The organism is uncultured Tissierella sp., assembly GCF_902479755.1.
Lineage (GTDB): Bacteria > Bacillota > Clostridia > Tissierellales > Tissierellaceae > Tissierella > Tissierella carlieri.
Map to the genome: position 1 here is coordinate 15,452 of NZ_CABSQO010000023.1, position 17,917 is coordinate 33,368.

Genomic DNA, 17,917 nt, shown 5'->3' on the forward strand with positions numbered 1-17,917 from the left:
CTTATCTCTCCTTTGAAAAAGATTCAATTATTTTTTGGTATTCTTCTACATATTCTGGTCTAGTATTCTTATACAATTCTCCAATAACAAATTTACCTATTTTCTGCTCATCGGTTAACTTATCATAAGCTGCAATATTTATAGCATTTTCTTTTAGATATTTCATCATATCTATTGCTTCGCCTTTTTTATTTTTCCTTCCGTAATAAGTCGGACAAGTTGTTACAGCCTCAATAAAAGAAAATCCCTTGTTTTTTATTCCTTCCTCTACCTGCTTAATCAACATATTAGCAGTAAATATAGTACCTCTACTTACATAAGTTGCACCTGCTGCCTTGGCAAGTTCGCACAAATCAAAGTTAGCATCAATATTTCCATAAGGAGCAGTAGTACCTTTATCACCCGTAGGAGTAGTAGGTGAATATTGTCCACCTGTCATTCCATAAGTATTATTGTTAAATACAATAGTAGTAATATCTATATTTCTTCTAGCAGAATGAATTAAATGATTTCCACCAATGGCAGAACAATCACCGTCACCAGTTATAACAATTACATGTAATTCTGGGTTAGCTAACTTAATACCTGTAGCAAAAGCAAGAGCTCTTCCGTGAGTAGTGTGTATTGTGTTGAAGTCTAAGTACCCAGATGCTCTAGAAGAACATCCAATACCAGATACTATACAAATATTATCTTTATTTAGTCCTAAATTATCAATAGCCTTAACTATAGATCTTGTAACTATACCATTACCACATCCAGGACACCAAATATGTGGCAAATTTTCAGTTCTGAAATATTCATTAACTAATTGACTAGGCATTTTAAACCTCCTTAATAAAAGAAATAATTTCTTCTGGAGTTATAAGTTCTCCATTAAGTCGACCATATTTCTCTACCTTAGCATGTTTTCCGGCAACCCTATCTACTTCTAAGAAATATTGACCCATATTCATTTCTACTACCACTATACGATTAATCTTATTTGCTAAATTAATTAATTGTTTTTCTGCTAGTGGCCAAATAGTAATAGGTCTAAATAATCCAGCCTTTATACCTTCTTCTCTTAAAGCATCTACAGCAGATTTAGCGGAACGAGCTGTTGAACCAAAAGCAACTATAGCAACATCGGCATCATCTAATAAGTATTCCTGTACATCTACAATATCATCTACATTATCTTCTATTTTATCTATTAATCTATTAATCAATGATTCCGCTACTTTTTCATTTCCAGATGGAAAACCTGATTCACTATGTACTAGTCCTGTGACATGGAATCTATATCCTTCACCGAAGCCAGCCATTTCAGGAACTATATCTCCCTCTTGTACTTTATAAGGCTTATACTCTTCTGGCGGACAATTAGGTTTTTTTCTATTATAAATTTCAATTTCATTTTTATCAGATATCTCAATTTTTTCTCTCATATGTCCAATTACTTCATCCATTAGAAGAATTACAGGTGTCCTATATTTTTCAGACAGATTAAAGGCTCTAATAGTTGTGTCATAAATTTCTTTTACTGACCATGGATATAAAGCTATAATAGAATGATCCCCATGAGTCCCCCATCTAGCTTGCATAATTTCACCTTGAGCTGGAGCAGTTGGCAATCCTGTACTTGGACCACCTCTTTGAACATTTACAATTACACATGGAGTTTCAGTTATTACCCCATACCCTATTCCTTCTTGCTTAAGAGAAAATCCAGGTCCACTAGTAGCCGTCATCGCCTTCGCACCAGATATAGCTGCACCTATGGTAGCAGAAATACTTGCTATTTCGTCTTCCATTTGAATAAATTTCCCACCAATCTTCGGTAGCTTTTCAGCTGAAAGCTCCGCAATTTCAGTAGATGGTGTAATAGGATATCCCGCATAAAATTTCATACCAGCAGCAATAGCACCTTCTACACAAGCTTCATTCCCCTGCATCAATTTAATTGTTTTTTCAGCCATCTTATTTACCTCCTAAATAAATAGCAAAATCTGGACATCTAAGTTCACACTGTCCACACTGTATACATGATTCTAAGTCTTTAATATTAACTTTACCATCTTTTATCTCAAGCACATTTTTAGGACAAAATACAACGCAGATGCCGCATCCTTTACACCAATTCTTATCCACCGTAAGAGACTTTTCTGTCTTTGTTGACACTTTAATTTCCCCCTTATGTAATTATTTCTTCTTAATACAATAATATCAAAAGGAAATATCTATTGCAAGATTTATTTCATTTTTTATCCAATTAATATTTATTTTGCAAGTTTAACTTCATATTGATAATTTTTATATAATCATCTAACAAAAAACAAGCCTTTTAAGGCTTGTTTTAAACTGGATATGTTTGAAATTCTTCATTTAATAACTCAGTATCTATCTTATATTTTTCTGCTTGTCTTTGTTTAAAGAATTCTAATGCTATTTGTGGGAATAAGGCATATGTCAAAACATCTTCATCTTGCTCGATATACTGTTTTATTTCTTCCTTAAACTGCTGCAACTGCGGCTCCATTAAATCAGCTGGTCTTCCCGTAAATACCTCTTCATCTCCTATAATCTTCCTCTTTATTTCTTCAGATATAGGTAAAGTTGGTTTACCATATAGACCTTTTACATAATTTTTTGCTTCTGTTGGTACCATTTTGTATCTCTCACCAAGTATAACATTAAATACTGCTTGAGTTCCTACCATTTGACTCATTGGTGTAACTAAAGGCGGATACCCAAAGTCTTCTCTTACTTTAGGAACCTCTTTTAGAACTTCATCAAATTCATCCTCTTTACCTTGACTCTTTAGTTGTGATACTAGGTTAGAAAGCATACCACCAGGAACTTGATATACTAATGTATTTACATCAACATTTAATACTTTAGTATTTAACAGCCCTTCCTCCAAATATTTATCTCTTAATTTCTTAAAGTAATCTGATACTTCTAGTAGTAATTCCATATTAATATCATTAGGATAATAAGGTGAACCCTCTAAGGATGCAATCATTGGCTCCGTTGCAGGTTGAGATGTACCATTTCCTAAAGGTGATATTGCGGTATCTATTATATCCGCTCCTGCTTCTATAGATTTCATATAAGTTTGATTTGCAATTCCGCTAGTAAAATGTGAATGTATTTCTATTGGTACCTTTACTACTTTTTTCATCTCTTTAACTAGTTCTTCTGCAGGATATGGCAAAAGAATTCCTGACATATCTTTAATACATATTGAATCTACACCCATTTTTTCCATTTCTTTAGCTAAATCTACATAGTATTTAGTATTGTGTATAGGACTAGTAGTATACGAAATAGCAGCTTGGGCATGTCCGCCATATTTCTTTGTAGCTTCAATAGATGTCTTTATATTTCTAATATCATTTAATGCATCAAATACTCTAATAATATCTATTCCATTTTCTAGAGACTTTCTTACAAATTCTTCTACTACATCATCTGGATAATGTCTATAACCTAAAAGGTTTTGTCCTCTTAATAGCATTTGTAACTTTGTCTTTTTAAAAACTTTTCTAAGTGCTCTAAGTCTTTCCCATGGATCTTCATTTAAGAATCTTAGACAAGAATCAAATGTAGCCCCTCCCCATACTTCCAATGCATAAAATCCAACATTATCTAGCTTTTCTGCTATGGGTAGCATTTCCTCTAATCTCATCCTTGTTGCTATCAAAGACTGATGAGCATCCCTTAAAATTGTGTCAGTAATTTTTACACCTGCCATTTTACTCCCTCCTAGTTTTAGATTTCTCCACCCCATATAAAATAGGTGGGAAATTTTTTTGATTTATAAAATCATATTTTATTACATTATATTTTTTTTGATCCAATCCCTTTAAAAGCTCTTCTACTGCATCTTTTTCTTCAATTCCACCCTCATGGCCTATGTAACAAGTGATAAGGATTATACCATTATCATTTAATAAATCAAGTGATTTTTTTAAAGATACTGAAGTTGTGTTTTTATTAGTTTTAATATTCTTATTCCCCTTAGGTAAATACCCTAAATTATAAATAATAAAATCTATTTTTTCCTCAATATATAAATCAATATTCTCATGACCATCCTTTATTAATCTTACCCTATTGTCTAGATTTTCACAAGTCAAATTTTTAAGTGTTGCTTCCAAAGCTTCTTTTTGTATATCGAATCCATAAACTTTTCCTGTTAAACCCACTTGTCTTGCTAATAATACTGTATCGTTTCCATTTCCTACAGTGCAATCAACTACAGTTTGTCCCTCTTTTACATATTCATAAATTATATCCCTAGATATCTTAAGAGTATTTACTATTTCATTGTAATTCATTATGTCCTCCACAACCATCGCAACCTTTTTTGAAAAATTCAGGTATATTTAATTCTAACCGACTATTATCAACTAAAATAAATCCTTTTTTGATTAAATAAGTATTGTTTGTTCTATAGTAGACATTTTTAACATCTTGATTGAAAAGCTTGTTAAGTATTGCCCTGAGGAGAGCGTCACCTAAGTTTTGGTTTCTTTTATCCTCTCTAATTATCAAATATTCTAATGTCCACGTTTCACCTCTTGGCTTCACCTTTCCTACACCAACTAGATCATTATCATCTAAGACTACATATACAATCCCATCTAAATCTAAATTCTCAATACCTTCCTTTTTTAAAATGCTTATAATTTTATCAATTTCATCTATGGTATATTCTCGTAACAATAACATATTTTCCTCCATTACTATTACAGTTTTTTCAAATATTCTATTTCATCACTCTCTAAATATCTCCAATTGCCTATATCTAAACCTCCAATTTCTAATTCACCTATGGAAATCCTCTTCAATTTTTTAACAGGATGATTTATTGCCTCACACATTTTTTTTACTTGTCTATTCCTTCCCTCATGTATAGAGATATCTAGAATAGACTCATTTTCATATCTCTTAGCTATCTTAATATAAGCTTCAGCCGTAGGGCGTCCATCTATTATAAGTCCACGCCTAAACTTCTCTAATTCCCATTTATTTGGTACACCCTCTACAATGGCAATATATCTTTTTAATATTTCTTTACTTGGATGAGTAAGCTTATATGCTAAATCTCCATCGTTAGTTAAAATTAATAGACCAGTAGTATCAGCATCCAATCTTCCTACAGGATAAATTCTTTCTTTTACTCCCTCAATTAAATCTGTTACTATTTTTCTATCCTTCTCATCTTTCAAAGTTGTTACGAATCCTATAGGCTTATTTAACATGATATAAACCTTTCTTCCTTCCATTTGGATACGCTTATCATTAACTTTGACTATATCTTTATTTGGATCTATAGTAGTGCCTAATTCTTCTATTATTTTATTATTTACTTTTACTTTACCTTCTAATATTAGCTCTTCTGCTTTTCTTCTTGAAGTTACACCACATAATGCAATATATTTTTGTAGTCTCATTTTAAAGCCCCTTTCACCATCTTGTATTACTATATTACCTTTTTTTTATTAGAAAGTAAATTCATATTGTATATATATTCTATTTAAACCTAATCTTGTTAAAAAATCTCTCGAAAGCATTAGTCTTTTTTATTGAAGCTTTAGCTATTAAGTTGCCTTTATTTATTAGCTGACCGTCAAGATATGTATTAATATATCCTATTTTATCTCCTTTTTCTATAGGCGCTTCAATATCACTAGGTACATCTATACTAATTTTTATTTTTTCCCTTTCCCCTTCTTTTAATGGATAAAAAAAGCTTTCTTCAGCAACTAAATTAACATGTTCTTTGTTCCCTTTAGTTACGTTTATTTTTTTCACAAACTGACCCTTGTCATATATAAAAGATTGTTTATAGTTATTAAATCCATAATCTAGTAACTTATAATTATCATTAAACCAGTCTCCAGCTCTAAGAGATACTGCTATGAGACGCATCCCATTTTTACTTGCCGATGAGACTAAGCATCTACCAGATCTAGTTGTATATCCTGTCTTTACCCCATCTCCACCTTCATATTGCCATAGAGTTTTATTCTTATTATAAAAATAATTATTTTCCTCTCTATCGGCAATATAAGATTTAGATTTTACAATATTTGCAAATTCATCATAAGAAAATGCTGCCTTTGTTATTAAAGCTAGATCATAAGCAGTGGAATAATGTAGATCATTATGTAAGCCGTGTGGATTAGCAAAATTTGTATTTAATGCACCTATTGATTGAGCTTTCTTATTCATTAAAGAGACGAAGTTCTCTATGCTTCCTCCAATGTGCAAGGCAATAGCTTCTGCAGCATCATTGCCTGATCTTAACATTAGGCCATAAAGCATATCCTTCAAAGTAATAATTTCTTCATCTCTTAAATATATACTAGAACCCTCAACACCTACACATTCCTTTTTAATAGTTACTTTATCCTCAATACTACCTTCTTCCAATGCAACTAGTGCTGTCATTATTTTTGTGGTACTTGCCATTGGCATTTTTCTATGGGCATCTCTTTCATAAAGTACTCTCCCTGTATTGCCATCTATTAAAATATAAGATTCTGCACTTAAGCCTAAATTTTCACCATGAGCAATAATACTAGAGCTTAAAATAATTATCAGTATTAAACTTATATATCTATATATTTTCATTAAGCAAACCTCCCCTGTAATAGTGTAATTTAAAAGAAGCAAGATATCTATCCTGCTCCTAGTACACAAACAATTTATAAAATTCTACTGCATCTCATTATAATTCGTATTTGCTTGAGTATTATTGTTTTTGCTAGCAAAGGATTGCTGTAGATTATCCGCCATTTTTTCAACAAATCCAAATAAATTTGTTAAGGCACTGTTACCTTCATCTACCGTCAATAATTTTATTTGTTCATTACCTACTACAATAAAACCTACTGGTGAAACAGATACACCTGCTCCACTTCCTCCACCAAATGGAAATTTTTCTTCTGTTAAAGTGTCTCTTCTATCTTTATCTCTATTAAATTCACTACCTCCTGATGCAAATCCAAAAGATATCTTAGACACTGGTATTATTACAGATCCATCTGCCGCATGTACAGCATCACCTACAATAGTATTTACATCTACCATCTCTTTTAAGCTATTCATTGTAGTTTTCATTAATCCTTCTATTGGATGTTCCGGCAATACTATCACCACCTTTTTTAATCTTTAAACTCCTAATGTACGCAGTAATAATATAAACCAAATTTACTTTAATTATACATAAAAAAAATAATTGAAAGATATCATCATCAAATATTGGAATTACTTGTATATCCCTATCACCAATATCATCTATATCATAGGAATTAATAAAATATGCAAATATACTATTGACTATAGCCCAAATAATACCTACTGCTATACCCAATAAACTAGGATCTTTGAATCCAATATTAATTCTAAAATATAGTTTTCTAATATCTCCTTTATCAATAATATACCGAATAAAATCAATGGAATTTACTTTTGAGCTATTATCTTCACCATTTTTATTTTGCTCAATATCCTTACTTGTAGAATCTACTTCTTTTTTTATAAGACCAAATAAATATGTAATGATTATTTTATATTTAGACTGATTAGTGAATTCATAATAAATCATAAATTTAAATGGTATTAAAAATAAGATTGAAAATATAAATAACAAAAAAATAAAAAAATAAAACATGACATCACTTCCTTTTGGAATCATTATCTATATATTTCCAAAAAAAAGAAAAATAATACTAAATTTAGTATTATTCATCTATCTTCATGTTATCCATGTTATCTATATCATCAATAATATCTTTTAAAGGTGGCAGGCTTTCCAAATTTTCTAATCCAAAGCATCTTAAAAAAACATCAGTAGTTCCATATAGTATCGGCCTACCTACCTTATCCAAACGTCCGAGTTCTGTGATTAATCCTCTTTCAACTAATGTTTCTATTGCCTTATCACATTTTACACCTCTTATTGCCTCTATATCTGATTTAATAATAGGCTGTCTATAGGCAATAATGGATAGCGTTTCTAACGCAGCATTTGATAAATTCTTTGCTATTTTAGGACTTGACAATTTCTTAATCCATTCAAAATTTTCCGGTCTTGTTCCAAACTGATAGGTATCATTTACTTTTATTATTCTAATTCCACGCATATTATAATCAAATTCATCTATCATTTCCTGTATAATCTTAGATAATTCTTCCTCATCTACCTCCACAATGGATGCTATATCCTTAATCTCTAGAGGATCCCCCCAAGTAAATAATAATGACTCAATTATAGATTTAAGTTCTCTAATATCCATAAATTACTGCTCCTCTTCTAATCTTCTATTAATAATTAAATCAGAAAAATCTTCTCCTTGATTTGCATATATATATTTCATTCTAATCAATTCTAAAATTGACAAAAAATATGTTATAATTTCTTTTTTAGTGCTGTCTTTCTGAATTAAAGAGCTAAATCTTAAAATATTAACTGCATCAAGCTTTTGTTTTATATCCTTTATACATTCTTCTAATGTGTATTCGTCTCTTTGTATTTCATTAATATCCAAACTTAAATTTTCTTTATTTCTTTTCTTTATAATATTATTAAGAGATTTTAGTAATAAATCTATATTTAATCCTTCCAGTTCAAATTTTTCATCTTCAAAATCTGATAAATCCTCTTTAGGTTTATAATAAACTTGGGACTGAATAATCTCTAATGATCGTAAATCTTCCACTACATTTTTATACTTCTTATACTCAACTAATCTTCTAACAAGCTCTGCTCTAGGGTCTACTTCTTCCATTTCTAGCTGAGTATCCATAGAGTTGTTTCTACTTGGAAGAAGTAATTTAGATTTAATCTCTAATAATGTAGCAGCCATCACTAAAAAATCACTAGCTACATCTAAATTTAATTCTTCCATTTGCGCAATATATTCAATAAATTGTTCAGCTATGAGATTAATTGGTATATCATATATGTCTATTTCTGCCTTATCAATGAGATGCAGCAACAAATCCATAGGTCCTTCAAATGCATCTATTGTTATCTTATAGTCCATTTATAATACTCCTATCCTATTATTAAAATTAAAATATTCAGTGCAGCATCTATGATAGGGCCCATTATTCGGTCTACAGTATTAGTAGCTATAAGAATAATAAGAATTACATACAGATACTTCTCATATTTATAGAAATAGTATTCTAACTTCTTGGGAAGTAAAGATGCAATAATCTTAGAGCCGTCTAAGGGTGGAAAAGGAAGTAAATTAAATACTCCTAGCATGATATTATACCATAAAGTTATAAATAAAATTTTAAAAAGTATAGAATTAGTTATTATATTCAAAGATAAAAGGAATCCGATAATAATAGCAATTATAAAATTTGATAATGGTCCGGCTAAAGATACTAAAATAGTATCTCTTTTTCTATTTTTAAAATTAAATGGATTTATTGGAACAGGCTTGGCCCAACCAAATTTAAATATGAGTAAGAAAAGAAATCCTGTCAAATCCATATGTTTAAAAGGATTTAAGGTCAACCTTCCTGAATCTTTTGCTGTATTATCACCTAACAAGTATGCTGTGAAACCATGAGCTAACTCATGAAATATAATAGCCGTAAAAAGCCCTGGTAAATTATAAATAATATCCATCTTTATAACCTTCTTTCTAATAACCTATACTATAACATTATACAACCTCGACCTATTAAAGTCGAGGTTATAAAGAAATCTTTATTCTAATTTTATCTTCCTCTTAAATAACTCTTTATGGTTCTATTTAGCATATTGAATAAATTAGCCTTATCTATATTCGTTTTAGAAACTAGTTTAATTTTATCAACTTCTTTACCATCTATACTAACTACCAGTTCACCAAATTCATCCCCAGATAATATTGGCGCATCAATCATATCTGGTAAAACAAGTTCTTTGCTAATATTACCTTTCTCTCCCTTTGGTAATAATATATAAGAATCTTTAGCAAGCATCAGTTCTACCTCTTGAGCCTTCCCTTTCTCTACAGGCAACGTAGCAATGATATCTCCCTTCTTTCCTATAGAGATGGAATCATAATTTGCAAAACCGTAATCTAACATTCTTTTAGCTTCATCAAATCTTAGCTTAGAATTGTTCGCTCCCATAATTACTGCTATTAATTGTAAATTCCCTCGTTTAGCTGATGCAGATAAACAAAACCCTGCCTCATTAGTTGAACCTGTTTTAATTCCATTAGCACCCTCATATTCTTTAATCAATCTGTTGGTGTTTACCATAGTCTGTGTGCTAGATTTAGTTTTACCTACTTGCATATCAGTCATATAGGTAGTTAACCACTCATGAACTCTATCGTATTTTAATAGTTCTTTAGACATCAATGCTACATCATAGGCAGAAACATAGTGATTTTCATTAGGTAATCCACTGCAATTATAAAACTTAGTATTTTCCATACCTAATGATTTAGCTTTTTCATTCATCATCTTTATAAAAATATCTTCTGAACCTGCAATATGCTCTGCTAATGCAACAGAAGCGTCATTAGCAGACCTAATAGCAATAGCTCTAAACAAATCTTCTACAGTTTGAGCTTCTCCTGCTTCCAGAAAAACTGTAGATCCTCCCATTTTGGAAGCATGTTCACTGACCATTACTTTGTCAGTTAATTTAATTCTACCTGAATCTATTGCTTCCATTCCTAATAGTAAAGTCATTACCTTAGTTATGCTAGCAGGAGCTAATCTATCATTTTCATTTAACTTGTAAATTATAGCTCCTGTATTAACATCCATTAGCAATGCAGATTTGGCATTCACATTTAAATCCATATCAGCATATACTCCTAATGGAATAGAAACGATTAATATTAAAAGCAATAATATAATGGATACAAGTCTTCTTCTCAACCTATTACCTCCATTTCATATATTTGCTTTTATATTATCCACAAAATTCCTTAGTTATACTGAGTATTAATAATTTACAATAATTGGTTATAATTTTAAATATGACCTATCTCTTTATATATTAACTTTTTCTTTTCTATATTTTTATCACCTAAGATAAATATGTCTAATAATTTTTCTTCAACTTCTTTAGCCTTCTCTAAATCATTTGCATGAATATAAGCTAATACTTCACCCTTTTGAACCTTATCATCTACCTTTTTATTTAATAAAATTCCAACTCCTAAGTCTAATTGAGATTCTATAGTTTCTCTACCTGCACCTAATGCTAATGCAGTTTTTCCTACTTCTTCAGCATTAATAGCTTTGACATATCCTTCCTTAAGACTCTTTACCTCTAAAATATATTTAGCCTTAGGTAATAAATCTGGATTTTTTACATATGAAATATCTCCATTTTGATGCTCCACTAATTCAATCAGCTTTTCATATGCTCTTCCTGAATCTATAGTATCTATTAGCAGTGCTCGTCCCTCTACCTCATCCTTTACCTTTTTAGCAAGAACTAGTAGTTTAGAACCTAGAACTAAACATAATTCAAATAAATCATCTGGCCCTTGGCCTCTCAAAGTCTCAATGGCTTCCCTTACCTCTAAAGCATTTCCAACAGCTTTTCCCAAGGGTTCATCCATATTTGTGACTACGGCAATTGTTTTTCTACCATATGAGTTTCCAATGGTAACCATTTCTTCAGCCAAACCAATAGCATCATCTATATTTTTCATAAAAGCTCCTGATCCAACCTTCACATCTAAAATTATTGCATCTGATGCAATGGCAAGTTTCTTGCTCATAATGCTCCCTGCAATCAGTGATAGATTTTCAACAGTAGCTGTAACATCTCTTAAAGCATAAAGTTTTTTATCTGCGGGTGTAATATTTCCCGTTTGGCTACAAATAGAAATATTTATATCATTAGTATTTCTCACAAATTCTTCATTGCTTAAAGCAACTTTAAAACCTTTGATCGATTCTAATTTATCCAGAGTGCCCCCTGTATGACCCAATCCCCTGCCAGACATCTTAACGAAGGGGACTCCGCAAGCCGCAACCATAGGACCTAAAATTAAAGTAACACTATCCCCTACCCCGCCAGTTGAATGTTTATCAACCTTTATTCCATTTATACTAGATAGATCAAAAGTATCTCCTGAGTTAATCATAGCTTTAGTTAAATCTAAAGTTTCTCTTTTATTCATTTTATTAAAATAAATAGCCATTAGCAAAGCCGAAGCCTGATAGTCTGGAATATTTCCATTAGTATAATTTTCTACAAAATAATTTATTTCTTCTGTTGTAAGAGAATATCCATCCCTCTTTTTCTTGATAATATCATACATTCTCATAGATATCACTCCAATTATATATTGTAAATTATATCAATTAACAACTTTTCAAAATTATCTTTTACTTTCATAGATGTCTCCACAACTTCTTCATGATTTAAAGGCTGATCTAAAATACCTGATGCCATATTAGTTATACATGATATGCCTAGGACCTTTATTCCTTGATGATTAGCAACTATTACTTCTGGGACTGTAGACATACCAACAGCATCAGCACCTAAAATTCTAGCTAATTTTACTTCTGCTGGTGTTTCATATGTAGGTCCAGTAAACCACATATATACTCCTTCTTTAAGATCTAGTCCTAATTTTTTACCTATTTTTTGAGCCAAGCTAATATATTCTATATTATAAGGTTTTGACATATCAACAAATCTAGGTCCTAATTGACTTAAATTCTCACCAATTAAAGGGTTTTGCCCCGTAAAGTTTATATGGTCACGAATAATCATTAAATCTCCAGGAGTAAAATCAGTATTAACTCCTCCAGCAGCATTAGTTACTATTAGACTTTCTATACCTATTCCTATCATCACTCTAATAGGAAATGTAACATCCCTTAAAGGATAACCTTCATAGAAATGAAACCTACCTTGCATTGCAACAACAGTTTTTCCAGATAATTCTCCTATAACTAATTGACCAGCATGTCCTTCTACAGTTGATCTTGGAAATCCAGGTATATCTTCATATTTTATTATAGTAGGATTTTCAATTTTATCTGCTAAACTTCCTAATCCTGACCCCAATACTAAACCTATTTTAGGTAAATAGGTAGTTTGTGAAATTATAAAATCAACAGCTTCTTTAATTTTTTTCATATAATCCATCTTTTTTCCCCCTAAGCTCTTGGATGTGATTTTCTATATACTTCTCTTAATTCTTTATCATCTGATGCAAATGAATATATATGAGTAGTAGATACATCAGAATGTCCTAACATTTCCTGCACCGTCTTAATATCTGCACCATTTTCTATTAAATGAACAGCAAATGAATGCCTCAAAGTATGAGGAGTTATAATCTTATCTATATTAGATTTCTTTGTATAATGCTTAATTATTTTCCAGAATCCTTGTCTTGTAAGTCTGCTTCCACTATAATTTATAAAAAGAGGCTCATTTCCACTCTCAGGATCTTCTGGTCTATATGTAGCTATGTAATGAGTCAATGCATCTAGTGCTAAAGTTCCAATAGGTATAACTCTCTGATTATTATCATTCTCCTTAACACTGATTAAACCTAGTTCTAAATCTATATCATTAATATTAAGAGATATTATTTCTGATACCCTAAGTCCTGCTGCATATAACAGTTCAAGCATAGCCTTATCTCTAGCTCCTTTGAAGTTACTTGATTTTGGCTGTGATAGTAAAAGATTAACTTCTTCTGTAGTCAAAATAGATGGTATCTTTTTTTCTGATTTTGGAGACTTTAAATTTAATGTAGGATCTTCATCAATCATATTGTTATTTAATAGATATTGAAAAAAACATCTAATGGAAGCTAAGTTTCTAGATATGGTTGAAGTCGCTTTTCCATTTTTCTGCAAGTTCATTAAATATGTAATTATAATAGTTTTATTTGTTTCTTTATACTCATCAATATCATGCTCTGATAAATACTCTTTAAACTGCAAGACATCTCTAATATATGCCTCTAATGTATTATTTCTTAGTTTTTTTTCGTTTTTAATATATTCTAAATAATCTACCATAATCCTGTCCGACATCTTACTTCTCCTTTGTAATAACGATTTTAAAAATATTATAAACTAAATCTAATTAAATTTAAAAAATAAGGTGTAATGAATCCTTCTACAAAAGATCCAACTATAACAATTATAAAAAATAATAAAATTAAAATTGAATAATCTGCTATATCCTTAGAGTATATTCTGTTTCGCTTACTTTTTACTCTATACATAGAATAAGATAATCCCACTGATCCTATAGCCAAGAATCCAGGAATAATTATCAAATAATGGGGCAAAAGCCCTGATAACGCAAACATAAAACCTTTTATTCCAAATTCCTTTACTAAAAATCCAACGGTAAATCCAATTGCTACACCCTTACAGCAAAGAATTATAGGTATAATTAATATACCTAATCCAATAAGCCCTATAATCCAAATAACTAACACTATCTTCACATTGGAAAATAAAGATAATTTAAATATATCTATGGATTTATAGTTCTTTTCTCCAATATACTTAAAAATCCAACTAAAATAATTGGCAATTTTCAACTTTTCTTCAGCACTTAATCTATTTATAAGTATTGCACCAATAATTATGCCAATCACAAAGAAAATAACTAGTATAAAATATACAATAAAATTATTTTGAAAATGTCTTTTACTTAAATTTCTAGTTCTTGTAGATATCAATATATTTTCCCCCTTTTGTATACAAGCCTTATAGAAATATTATGCTAAAAAGGAGGATATTATCACTTATTGTTTTTTGTCTATATATTTTTTTGCAAAATTTATACCTATAATAGTTTTGCTATCAGTGATTTCGCCTCTTTCAACCATTTTAATGAGGTCTTCAATATTATATTTCACAGTTTCAATAAACTCTCCAACATCGGGAGTAGGTTCTCCCTCGACTAAATCAGTAGCTAAAAACAAATATATTTTTTCATTAGAAAACCCTGGAGAAGTATAGAACTCTAATAAATATTCTAGTTTTTTAGCTTCATATCCTGTTTCTTCTTTTAACTCTCTTACGGCTGTTTCTCTTGGCTCCTCATTTAATTCCAATTTACCTGCTGGAACTTCTAGTAAAAACCTTTCAACAGCTTTTCTATATTGTTTAACTAATATAATTGAATTATCATCAGTCACAGGTATGACTGCTACTCCTCCTGGATGTTCAACTATCTCTCTTTTAGAATACTTTTTATCAGGTATTTCTACTGTATCTACTCTTAAATTAAGTAATTTTCCTTCATATAACTTATCAGATTTCATGGTTTTTTCTTCAAATACCATTTAATATCCTCCTTTCTTAAAATAAGTTTGCTATATATTTTCCTACAGCACCTAAACTAGTAAAATAATCTATATCATCTTCTATGGTTCTACCCATAGAAGTTGTTTTTAAATTGAATTCATTCATTGCCTTAATAATTTGTTCTCCATCCTCAAATATAATATTATGCTTTTTCTCAATTCCTGACTCTTCTATCTGCCTCATAATATAATTTTTCTTATCTTTTTCTAAATAAGGTAAAATCAAATTAGATTTAGTATTCGTAATTTGAGACAATGTAGTAATTGTATGATGACTTATACCACAATGTCTTTCCCTTTTATCTTTGAAACTAATTCTTGGTACAGAAATTGCTAATCCTCCAAGGTTATTTATGGCATCAATTATATATCCTTGCTCCATACCAGTAAAACCATATTTTGTTCCACTACCTACAATCCCTGGTCCCATAGATATTATAGTAACATCACCTTTAAGTATTTCCTTAGCAGCAATTAACCCTGTATATATATTAATGCATTCTAAGTCACCTCCAAATGCATGTCCTATAGTGATAGTGTTATCTAAAATTTTTTTATTTTTTAATTCAACCACTGTATTACTAAAATGTAAAGGTAATGCGCCTCCATCTGTCATAATATAATTAATTTTTGCTTCTTTATTAAGATATTTAATCATAGCCATAATTGGAGCAATCATGCTATGTAAAGTTGCTACAACAAATATATGATTATCTAGTGATTTAAATTCATTAAATAAATCATGATGAGGACTAGCCTCTTCTTCTACAGCTAAGCATTTCATCTGATATGGAGTATATCTCAGTTTCATAATATGTCCAGGTCCCTTAAGCTCCATAGATTTATTTCTATAATTATACATAACAAAATGATGTCCACCTGTTCCTAATGATAAATCAACAGCAGTAGTATTTAGTACAACTTCATCTCCTACTTTAACATCACCAGTAAAATCCTTGTAATTTACAGCATTATAAGTATAATCTTCAACATTAACACTAATTATAGCTAAATGTTCATTTTCGCTAATTATAGATATTACAATTCCATTTTTATAACTAATCAAACTATCTCACTACCTTCCAATGTTATCTAGAAATCTTAAAAACTTATTATTATCAATTATCTTAGAAAAGGAAACCTTCTCAGCTATAATATGAAAAATTATCAATAATGTTAAAATCGTATATTTAACCATAGGGTTTAAACTTGTTGCAGCATATATACCTAAGGTAAATCCCAAAGTATTGGAACCAACATCTCCCATCATCACCTTAGACTTTAAATCTAAAATTATATATGGAATAAGTATTCCCAAAAAAGAAAATAAAATATAATTATTATCTTTAGTAAAATTAGTTATTATAAATACTAAAGAAATAGCAACAAACAACTTAGCTGCCCTACCAGGTCTCAGATCAAAAAGATTTACAAAGTTAGTAAATAGACCAATTAATAAGGAATTAATAATAAAATCCTTTAATGAATTAGAAATATATGAACTAACAACTAATGAAATAAAAAAACCAAGAAATGCTTTTATAGCTCCCGTTGTAAGAGTACCTTTAAAAAAAGCCTTTATATGTCCTCTCAATCCTTTTATTTTCTTTTCTCCAGTTAAATCATCAAATAAACCTAGTAAGCCTATAAAAATAAATCCCACAAGATATACTAAATTAAAATTATTATTAAAGTCAAACAATATTTCTAGAGTACCTAAAGTAATCACTTGAATAAAAACAAATACTATACCCATAGATGTAGGTATTAAATCAGATTTAAAATTTTCACATACAATATTAGACCTCAATAACATAGCCATAACCTTCGGCAATGCAACATAAGTTAAAAGAAAAGATAATATCAAGCTAATTATATAATAGTAATTCATAAACTCACCTTCTAAAATACATAGTTATAAATGTTTTTAAAATATCTCTGAACTGTTTTCCTCTGTGTATAAATCCCTTTAAATTTCTTTGACTGTATCTATGATTCATAGTAACTGGTATTTCTATTATTGAAAATCCATTATTGATTGTCTGAATGGTCATGGCGACTTCTATACCATATCTATCAGGTATATAGTCTATTTTATCTATAACTTCTTTTTTATATACTCTCTGACCAGATAAAGAGGTATCTATTTCTTTCTTAGTAAAGAAATAGACTCCTTTTTTAGCTAATGCTCTCACTCCCCCAAATCCACCCTTAGTATGAGTCATATCACTTCTTTTAGGAAATTTGGCAATAGACACATCAGCTTCTCCATTAATAACTGGTAATATAAGACTCTCTACTTGTATACTAGTTTCACCTAAATCACCATCAATAAATGTAATATAGTCATATTCTAAAGTATCTATTGCCTTTTTCATTGCATGGCCTTTACCATAATTTTTATCTAGATCAATAATAGATATATTCAGTGTTTTAACCACATCTAATGTATTATCCTTTGAACCATCATTTACTACAACAATTTCATCAATCAATTCTACCTTTTTTAGTCCTTCTACAGTATCCACTATTAGATCTGCCTCATTATAAACTGGAACTACACATACAAGTCTTCCCTTTTTTTCCATACT

22 protein-coding genes are annotated in these 17,917 nt (G+C 30.1%); all 22 read right to left on the reverse strand.

The features are described from left to right. Position 1 precedes the first annotated feature (1 nt). Positions 2-823 carry a 2-oxoacid:ferredoxin oxidoreductase subunit beta gene (locus RDK80_RS12665; RefSeq protein ID WP_094900303.1) on the reverse strand — a complete coding sequence of 274 codons (822 nt, stop codon included), beginning with the start codon at positions 821-823 and terminating at the stop codon, positions 2-4. A gap of 1 nt (position 824) precedes the next feature. Beyond that, a complete protein-coding gene (locus RDK80_RS12670; protein ID WP_094900302.1) occupies positions 825-1,961 on the reverse strand; it encodes a 2-oxoacid:acceptor oxidoreductase subunit alpha in 1,137 nt (378 codons plus the stop codon). 1 nt (position 1,962) lies between these two features. Then, positions 1,963-2,163: a 4Fe-4S binding protein gene (locus RDK80_RS12675; RefSeq protein WP_308524464.1), complete on the reverse strand. Its 201-nt coding sequence runs from the start codon at positions 2,161-2,163 to the stop codon at positions 1,963-1,965. A gap of 175 nt (positions 2,164-2,338) precedes the next feature. Then, entirely contained in the window at positions 2,339-3,739 is a 1,401-nt protein-coding gene (locus RDK80_RS12680) for an oxaloacetate decarboxylase subunit alpha (protein ID WP_308524465.1), read from the reverse strand. Between the two features lies 1 nt (position 3,740). Further along, positions 3,741-4,325, reverse strand: coding sequence for a class I SAM-dependent methyltransferase (locus RDK80_RS12685; RefSeq protein ID WP_308524466.1), 585 nt, complete (start codon positions 4,323-4,325; stop codon positions 3,741-3,743). Continuing rightward, a complete protein-coding gene (locus RDK80_RS12690; RefSeq protein ID WP_308524467.1) occupies positions 4,312-4,719 on the reverse strand; it encodes a GNAT family N-acetyltransferase in 408 nt (135 codons plus the stop codon). Before RDK80_RS12690 ends, RDK80_RS12685 begins: the two co-directional genes overlap by 14 nt. Before the next feature lie 17 nt (positions 4,720-4,736). After that, complete coding sequence (locus tag RDK80_RS12695) at positions 4,737-5,444, reverse strand: pseudouridine synthase (RefSeq protein ID WP_308524468.1); 708 nt, start codon at positions 5,442-5,444, stop codon at positions 4,737-4,739. Between the two features lie 79 nt (positions 5,445-5,523). Next, complete coding sequence (locus RDK80_RS12700; protein WP_308524469.1) at positions 5,524-6,627, reverse strand: D-alanyl-D-alanine carboxypeptidase family protein; 1,104 nt, start codon at positions 6,625-6,627, stop codon at positions 5,524-5,526. 84 nt (positions 6,628-6,711) lie between these two features. Continuing rightward, a complete protein-coding gene (gene ytfJ / locus RDK80_RS12705; protein ID WP_094900297.1) occupies positions 6,712-7,143 on the reverse strand; it encodes a GerW family sporulation protein in 432 nt (143 codons plus the stop codon). Next, a complete protein-coding gene (locus RDK80_RS12710; protein WP_308524470.1) occupies positions 7,097-7,669 on the reverse strand; it encodes a DUF2953 domain-containing protein in 573 nt (190 codons plus the stop codon). Before RDK80_RS12710 ends, ytfJ begins: the two co-directional genes overlap by 47 nt. Positions 7,670-7,739: 70 nt before the next feature. Continuing rightward, positions 7,740-8,294 carry an SMC-Scp complex subunit ScpB gene (gene scpB / locus RDK80_RS12715; RefSeq protein WP_308524471.1) on the reverse strand — a complete coding sequence of 185 codons (555 nt, stop codon included), beginning with the start codon at positions 8,292-8,294 and terminating at the stop codon, positions 7,740-7,742. Positions 8,295-8,297: 3 nt separating this feature from the next. After that, positions 8,298-9,044, reverse strand: a complete 747-nt coding sequence (locus tag RDK80_RS12720) for a segregation/condensation protein A (RefSeq protein WP_308524472.1) — start codon at positions 9,042-9,044, stop codon at positions 8,298-8,300. A gap of 11 nt (positions 9,045-9,055) precedes the next feature. After that, the gene (locus RDK80_RS12725; RefSeq protein ID WP_094900293.1) at positions 9,056-9,643 is read right to left on the reverse strand and encodes a site-2 protease family protein; all 588 of its coding nucleotides are present in this window, start codon (positions 9,641-9,643) and stop codon (positions 9,056-9,058) included. A gap of 92 nt (positions 9,644-9,735) precedes the next feature. Beyond that, positions 9,736-10,896 (reverse strand): D-alanyl-D-alanine carboxypeptidase family protein, encoded by a 1,161-nt coding sequence (locus tag RDK80_RS12730; RefSeq protein ID WP_308524473.1) that lies wholly within the window; start codon positions 10,894-10,896, stop codon positions 9,736-9,738. Between the two features lie 95 nt (positions 10,897-10,991). Continuing rightward, positions 10,992-12,302, reverse strand: coding sequence for a pyrimidine-nucleoside phosphorylase (locus RDK80_RS12735; RefSeq protein WP_308524474.1), 1,311 nt, complete (start codon positions 12,300-12,302; stop codon positions 10,992-10,994). Between the two features lie 14 nt (positions 12,303-12,316). Continuing rightward, positions 12,317-13,135, reverse strand: coding sequence for a purine-nucleoside phosphorylase (locus tag RDK80_RS12740; protein WP_308524475.1), 819 nt, complete (start codon positions 13,133-13,135; stop codon positions 12,317-12,319). 11 nt (positions 13,136-13,146) lie between these two features. Continuing rightward, positions 13,147-14,037: a site-specific tyrosine recombinase XerD gene (gene xerD, locus RDK80_RS12745; protein WP_308524476.1), complete on the reverse strand. Its 891-nt coding sequence runs from the start codon at positions 14,035-14,037 to the stop codon at positions 13,147-13,149. Between the two features lie 35 nt (positions 14,038-14,072). Continuing rightward, entirely contained in the window at positions 14,073-14,696 is a 624-nt protein-coding gene (gene spoIIM, locus RDK80_RS12750; RefSeq protein ID WP_308524477.1) for a stage II sporulation protein M, read from the reverse strand. 66 nt (positions 14,697-14,762) lie between these two features. After that, entirely contained in the window at positions 14,763-15,305 is a 543-nt protein-coding gene (locus RDK80_RS12755) for an NUDIX hydrolase (RefSeq protein ID WP_216555793.1), read from the reverse strand. Positions 15,306-15,321: 16 nt separating this feature from the next. Beyond that, on the reverse strand, positions 15,322-16,392 hold the full coding sequence (locus RDK80_RS12760) for a DUF3866 family protein (RefSeq protein ID WP_308524478.1): 1,071 nt from the start codon (positions 16,390-16,392) through the stop codon (positions 15,322-15,324). Positions 16,393-16,401: 9 nt separating this feature from the next. Beyond that, complete coding sequence (locus RDK80_RS12765) at positions 16,402-17,217, reverse strand: phospho-N-acetylmuramoyl-pentapeptide-transferase (RefSeq protein WP_308524479.1); 816 nt, start codon at positions 17,215-17,217, stop codon at positions 16,402-16,404. Positions 17,218-17,221: 4 nt separating this feature from the next. Then, complete coding sequence (locus RDK80_RS12770) at positions 17,222-17,914, reverse strand: glycosyltransferase family 2 protein (protein WP_308524480.1); 693 nt, start codon at positions 17,912-17,914, stop codon at positions 17,222-17,224. Positions 17,915-17,917 lie beyond the last annotated feature (3 nt).

Excerpts from the sequence above, each read along its gene's own strand:
- xerD (WP_308524476.1), bottom strand. The coding sequence starts at position 14,037 with ATGTCGGACAGGATTATGGTAGATTATTTAGAATATATTAAAAACGAA.
- RDK80_RS12720 (WP_308524472.1), bottom strand. The coding sequence starts at position 9,044 with ATGGACTATAAGATAACAATAGATGCATTTGAAGGACCTATGGATTTG.
- RDK80_RS12765 (WP_308524479.1), bottom strand. The coding sequence starts at position 17,217 with ATGAATTACTATTATATAATTAGCTTGATATTATCTTTTCTTTTAACT.
- RDK80_RS12735 (WP_308524474.1), bottom strand. The coding sequence starts at position 12,302 with ATGAGAATGTATGATATTATCAAGAAAAAGAGGGATGGATATTCTCTT.
- RDK80_RS12670 (WP_094900302.1), bottom strand. The coding sequence starts at position 1,961 with ATGGCTGAAAAAACAATTAAATTGATGCAGGGGAATGAAGCTTGTGTA.
- RDK80_RS12740 (WP_308524475.1), bottom strand. The coding sequence starts at position 13,135 with ATGGATTATATGAAAAAAATTAAAGAAGCTGTTGATTTTATAATTTCA.
- RDK80_RS12695 (WP_308524468.1), bottom strand. The coding sequence starts at position 5,444 with ATGAGACTACAAAAATATATTGCATTATGTGGTGTAACTTCAAGAAGA.
- RDK80_RS12665 (WP_094900303.1), bottom strand. The coding sequence starts at position 823 with ATGCCTAGTCAATTAGTTAATGAATATTTCAGAACTGAAAATTTGCCA.
- RDK80_RS12710 (WP_308524470.1), bottom strand. The coding sequence starts at position 7,669 with ATGTTTTATTTTTTTATTTTTTTGTTATTTATATTTTCAATCTTATTT.
- RDK80_RS12680 (WP_308524465.1), bottom strand. The coding sequence starts at position 3,739 with ATGGCAGGTGTAAAAATTACTGACACAATTTTAAGGGATGCTCATCAG.
- RDK80_RS12690 (WP_308524467.1), bottom strand. The coding sequence starts at position 4,719 with ATGTTATTGTTACGAGAATATACCATAGATGAAATTGATAAAATTATA.
- RDK80_RS12685 (WP_308524466.1), bottom strand. The coding sequence starts at position 4,325 with ATGAATTACAATGAAATAGTAAATACTCTTAAGATATCTAGGGATATA.
- scpB (WP_308524471.1), bottom strand. The coding sequence starts at position 8,294 with ATGGATATTAGAGAACTTAAATCTATAATTGAGTCATTATTATTTACT.
- RDK80_RS12700 (WP_308524469.1), bottom strand. The coding sequence starts at position 6,627 with ATGAAAATATATAGATATATAAGTTTAATACTGATAATTATTTTAAGC.
- RDK80_RS12755 (WP_216555793.1), bottom strand. The coding sequence starts at position 15,305 with ATGGTATTTGAAGAAAAAACCATGAAATCTGATAAGTTATATGAAGGA.
- RDK80_RS12725 (WP_094900293.1), bottom strand. The coding sequence starts at position 9,643 with ATGGATATTATTTATAATTTACCAGGGCTTTTTACGGCTATTATATTT.
- RDK80_RS12770 (WP_308524480.1), bottom strand. The coding sequence starts at position 17,914 with ATGGAAAAAAAGGGAAGACTTGTATGTGTAGTTCCAGTTTATAATGAG.